Annotated in this window: 4 protein-coding genes; all 4 read right to left on the reverse strand. The window is 72.5% G+C overall.

Annotation, left to right across the window (positions count from 1 at the left end):
• Nucleotides 1–72: 72 nt before the first annotated feature.
• Nucleotides 73–1,221 carry a site-2 protease family protein gene (locus DKT68_RS32330; RefSeq protein WP_109815524.1) on the reverse strand — a complete coding sequence of 383 codons (1,149 nt, stop codon included), beginning with the start codon at nt 1,219–1,221 and terminating at the stop codon, nt 73–75.
• Nucleotides 1,222–1,305: 84 nt separating this feature from the next.
• The gene (locus DKT68_RS00830; RefSeq protein ID WP_109815525.1) at nt 1,306–2,160 is read right to left on the reverse strand and encodes an alpha/beta hydrolase; all 855 of its coding nucleotides are present in this window, start codon (nt 2,158–2,160) and stop codon (nt 1,306–1,308) included.
• 251 nt (nt 2,161–2,411) lie between these two features.
• Entirely contained in the window at nt 2,412–3,323 is a 912-nt protein-coding gene (locus DKT68_RS00835) for a L,D-transpeptidase (RefSeq protein WP_236646655.1), read from the reverse strand.
• A gap of 70 nt (nt 3,324–3,393) precedes the next feature.
• The gene (locus DKT68_RS00840) at nt 3,394–4,839 is read right to left on the reverse strand and encodes an alpha-amylase (protein WP_109815527.1); all 1,446 of its coding nucleotides are present in this window, start codon (nt 4,837–4,839) and stop codon (nt 3,394–3,396) included.
• Nucleotides 4,840–4,868 lie beyond the last annotated feature (29 nt).

Raw genomic sequence — 4,868 nt, forward strand, 5'->3', positions numbered from 1 at the left:
GAAGTTAGCGGCGCTCATCTCGGCGTGTCGCGCCGCTAACTTCATGATCAACCCGGCAGGGCCTGGGGCTGATCAGCGGGGTGCGGCCGGGGCGGGTTGGTTGGTGCGGAGGGTGCCGCGCTGGACGGCGCGGCTGATGTCGCTCGGTGAGACGATTCCCACCAGGCGGCCGTCGGTCACCACCAGGGCCCGGCCGTCGGCGCACTCACTGAGCCGGGGGAGCAGGTCGTTGAGCTCCTCACCCGGCTCGGCGAGGACCAGCTGGTCGGCCCGGCAGGCCACCTCGGCCAGCCTGGTCGACGCCCGCCGGTCGGCCGGTACGCCCCGCACCCGGTCCAGGGTGACCAGGCCGGTGGGCCGGCCCTCCTCGGTGAGCGGCAACGCCGAATGCCGGTACGCGAACAGGTAGTGGTCGACGAAGTCGGCGACCGTCATCTCCGCCGAGGCGGTCTGCGGCTGCGGGGTCATCACGTCGCCGACCCGGATTCCGCGCAGCGCGCTGCCGGTGCGGGCCTGCCGCTCCTCCATCCCGGCGGCCCCGATCAGGAACCAGCCGATCAGCGCCAGCCAGAGCCCGCCGAACCCGACCCCGGACAGGAACTGCCACAGCCCGAGACCGATCAGCAGCGCGCCGAGCACCCAACCGGCGCGGGCGGCGACCACGGAGGCCCTGGTCCGGTCACCGGTGGCCCTCCACACGGCGGCGCGCAGCAGCCGACCGCCGTCCAGCGGCGCGGCCGGCAGCACGTTGAAGACCGCCAGCAGCACGTTGATGCCGGCCAGCCAGGCCAGCACCCCGAGCAGCAGGCCACCCTGCCCGGCCAGCGCGAGCAGCGCGGCGATGACGCCGAAGAAGGCCCCGAGCAGCAGGCTGACCAGCGGCCCGATCCCGGAGATCCGCAGCTCCGCGCCCGGGTCGCGGGGTTCGCCCTTCAGCTCGGCCACCCCGCCGAACAGCCAGAGGGTGATGCCCCCGACATCCAGCCCGTTGCGTTTGGCGACGATCGCGTGGGACACCTCGTGGGCCAGCAGGCCGACGAAGAAGACCACCGCCGCCGCCAGCCCGGCGAGGGTGTACGCCACCGGGGACCGATCGGGGTAGGACCGGGGGAACTGGTTCGCCGCCAGCCCCCAGGCGATCAGCGCGAAGATGACCAGGACACTCCAGTTGACGCCGACGGGTACGCCCGCGATCCGGCCAAGCCGGAAGCTCGCCCTCATCCTCCCCCGTTACCCCCGGTCGGCCCGCCCATGCGCTCGACGGCGGGCCGGCACCGTGGAAGCGCGTACCGGCACCGTGGAGGCTCAGCGGCGTGGGGTCTCGCTGGCGATGGTGGCCTCCCGGGGCAGGGCCGCCGCGCGCAGCGCCCAGTCCAGCGCGTAGTCGGCGATCTCCTCCCAGCCGTCCTGCCCGACGGTGAAGTGTGACCGGCCGGGGAACTCCTGGTACGCGGTGAGCGCCCGGGACTTCTGGTAGAGCCCGGCGTTGGAGCGCGCCAGGGACGGAGGCACCACGTGATCGAGCTCCCCGGCCATCAGCAGCAGCGGCGCGCGGTTGTTGCGCCCGTTGTCCACCCTCGCGGGCGAGGTCGGGTCGAGATTGGCGAACGCGCCCTCGAAGAACACCCGCCCGGCGCCCGGGACGGCGTAGCGCTGCCAGGCCCGGTCGGAGTCGGCCCGGCTCATCGTGTTCCCGAACGCGTAGTGGAAGTCGTCGGGGGTGAACGGCACGGCCCGGTTGCGATTGGCGGGGTTGCGCAGGATCGCGAAGCCCGAGCGGAGGGTGCTCAGGGGCAGCTTCAGCACACCCTTGACCGGGGCGGGGGCCACGCCGACGGCCGCCGCGCCGAGGCCCCGGTCGACCAGGATCTGGGTGATCAGTCCACCGAACGAGTGCCCCATGATGATGGGCGGACCGGGCAGCGCCCGGATGAGCCCGTCGTAGTGCGCGACGATCCCGGCGATGCTCTGCTCCGCGATCGGCCCCGGGTCGTCGCGCAGGCGCTCGACGTCCCGGTCCATTCCCGGCCAGGCGGGCGCGAGCACCCGCACGCCCCGGGCCGCGTACCGCTGCGCCCACCCCTCCCAGCTGCGTGGGGTCATCCAGAGCCCGTGGATCAGCACGACCGTGTCGACCCGGCCCTGCGGCGTGGCACCCATCGCGTCCTCCCGGTGTCGCGGCGTCCGGGCCGGCGGTTACCCACTGCCGTGCGTGGAATTCCTCCTCCAGCCGGGCGGGGCCGTGCACGTCTGGCTGCTGTCCGGGCTCGCCGCCTGGCTCGGCTCGCGGATCTTTTGCGCCGATCCGGCTGCTGCTCGCCGATGACCAGGCGCTGGTCCGTGGCGCGCTGGCCGCAGCGGTCCGTATCGCCGAGCAGAACGGCTGGCTGCTGGCGAGTGAGCGACGCCGCTCAGGCCGTCGGCGGCGGGGTGGGCAGTTGGTCGACCACCACCAGACTGCTGCCGGGGCGGACCTCGGCGAGCAGTTCTCGCTGGCCGCTGCGGGTGACCCGGATGCAGCCGTTGGTGGTGTTCTGGCCCAGCTCGTCGTCGTTGTACCAGCTGTGCAGCCCGATGTGCGCGCCGCGCAGCCCCGTGGGCACCGCCTTCGGGTCGTCGGGCACCGAGCCGAGGGCGTAGATGTCCACGCCGCCGTAGACGTCCTGCGGTGGTGGGGTGCGGCCCAGGATGAAGGTCCGCCCGAGCGGGGTCTCCTGCCCCGGCTGGCCGAGGCTGGTCTCCCAGGAGCGCACGGCCTTGCCAGCCCGGTACCAGGTGAGCCGGTGCACCTTGCGCTCCACCACGATCTGGTCGCGCAGCGCGACGATGTCGAACCCGCCGGGCGGCAGCCAGGCGAGCCGCCGGTTGGCCGAGGGGAGCAGGACGGCCGTCCAGCCGACCCGCCGCTCGGCGATCGGCACGGTCAGCTCGACACCGGCGAGCGTCGGTTCGAGGAAGGCCAGCGGCCGCCCGCCGGGCGCGTCGTACGCGGCGATCCGCCGCGTGGGGTGCACACCCTCGGTCATCGGCGTGGTGTCCATGGTGGCCGGATCGGCGGGGAAACCCTTGGGCGCGGGGTCGTAGTCGACGACCGGCAGCCCGTCCGGGGCGGGCGCGGCCGCCGGCGGCGACTCCTCCGGGCTCTGCTCGATGCTGCTCGGCGTCGGGTCGAGCGCCGCCGCACGTGGTTGGTCGGGGGCCGCCGAGCGGGGGGTGAGGGCCTGGCCCACCAGCAGCGCGGCGATCAGCAGCGCGGCCACGGCGACGGCGACGGCCACCCACCCGCCCCGATGGCGAGACGGGTTCATTCGGTCAAACGACACCAAACCACTCTACGTCCGTCGGTGGTCCGGGGCCCCCGGTTCCGCGATACCGGCCGGGGGCCCCGGCGACTCAGACCCGTGCGCCGATGTGGATGGCCACGGCGTCGTGCGCCGGCACGGTGGCGGCGAACCAACCGCCACCGTCCACCGTGATCACCGGCCCGCTGCACGTGCCGCCCGCGTACGTGCCGTGGATGACGTCGCAGTACCGGCCGGCGGGCAGCCCGGTGAAGTACGAGCGGCCGTTCACCGCGGAGTCCTCGTCGTTGACCGTGATGAAACCCTTGCCGCTGCGGCTGAACGCGATGTGGTTGTTGCCGTTGTCGTACCAGTTGGCCACGCCGGCGCCCTCGGTGGCGTTGCGGAAGCCCACCATGTTGGCGATCACCGGCCAGCGGTGCTCACACTCCCAGCCCGAGTAGCAGGTGGTGTTGAGCGTCTTGTTGGCGCCGTCCGAGGGCGGGCCGGCGTCCCGGTTGCTGAAGGTGTAGCTGGACATCACGGTCGGCGAGCCGTACGGCCAGGCCAGCATGAAGGCGTTCGCCAGGGCGTAGATGCCCCGGTCCCGGTACGTGAGCACCCCGCCGGCGTCGCGCTGGGTGTCGTGGTTGTCCACGAACACCGAGGACGGTCCGCTGGGCAGATGCCCCCAACCCTCGCCGAAGTTGCGCAGGTACGCCAGCCGCTCCGAGCGGAACACCCGGGCCAGGTCCTTGCCGTAGCGGAACTCGTGCACGTCGCCGTTTCCGGTGTACTCGGTCGGCTGGATCGGCTCGCCGGCGCCGTGGATCACCTCCTGCACGATGTACGCGGAGCGGGACAGCTTGCCCCTGATCGCGGCGATGTCGGCGGCCGGCATGTGCTTGCTGGCGTCCAGCCGGAACCCGTCCACGCCGAGGGAGAGCAGGTCGTTGAGGTACGAGGCGATCTTCGTGCGGACGTGGTCCGACTCGGTCTTCAGGTCGGAGAGGTTGACCAGCTCGCAGTTCTGCACCTCGTACCGGTCGTTGTAGTTGGCGATGTCGTCGCCGCCGTTGCGGCCGCAGTGGTGGAAGTCCTGGGTCTGGTAGATGCCCGGGTAGTCGTAGTGGGAGTAGGGCGAGCCGGCCCAGCCGGTGCCGCCGGCGTCCTGTCCGGACATGTGGTTGATCACCGCGTCGACGATCACCTTGACCCCGGCGGCGTGGCAGGTGTTCACCATCGACTGGAACTGGGCGCGGGTGCCCTTGCGGGACTCGATCCGGTAGCTGACCGGCTGGTACGCCAGCCACCACTGGTTGCCCCGCACGTGTTCCTGCGGGGGTGACACCTGGACGTAGCCGTAGCCCTTCGGGCCGAGCGTGCTCTGGCACTCGCTGGCCACCGAGGGCCAGTTCCACTCGAAGACCTGGACGATGACCTTCTTGGCGCCGGACGGGGCGGCGACGGCCGGGGGGGCCGTCACGGTGGTGGGGACGAGCAGGCTGGCGACCAGGCCGAGGGCGAGGACCGCCGAGCCGTGTCGACGTCGGTGCATCGGGACTCCTGACGGGGGCGGGAGTGGTG

This window comes from Micromonospora acroterricola, assembly GCF_003172955.1.
In the GTDB taxonomy this organism is placed as follows: Bacteria; Actinomycetota; Actinomycetes; order Mycobacteriales; family Micromonosporaceae; genus Micromonospora; species Micromonospora acroterricola.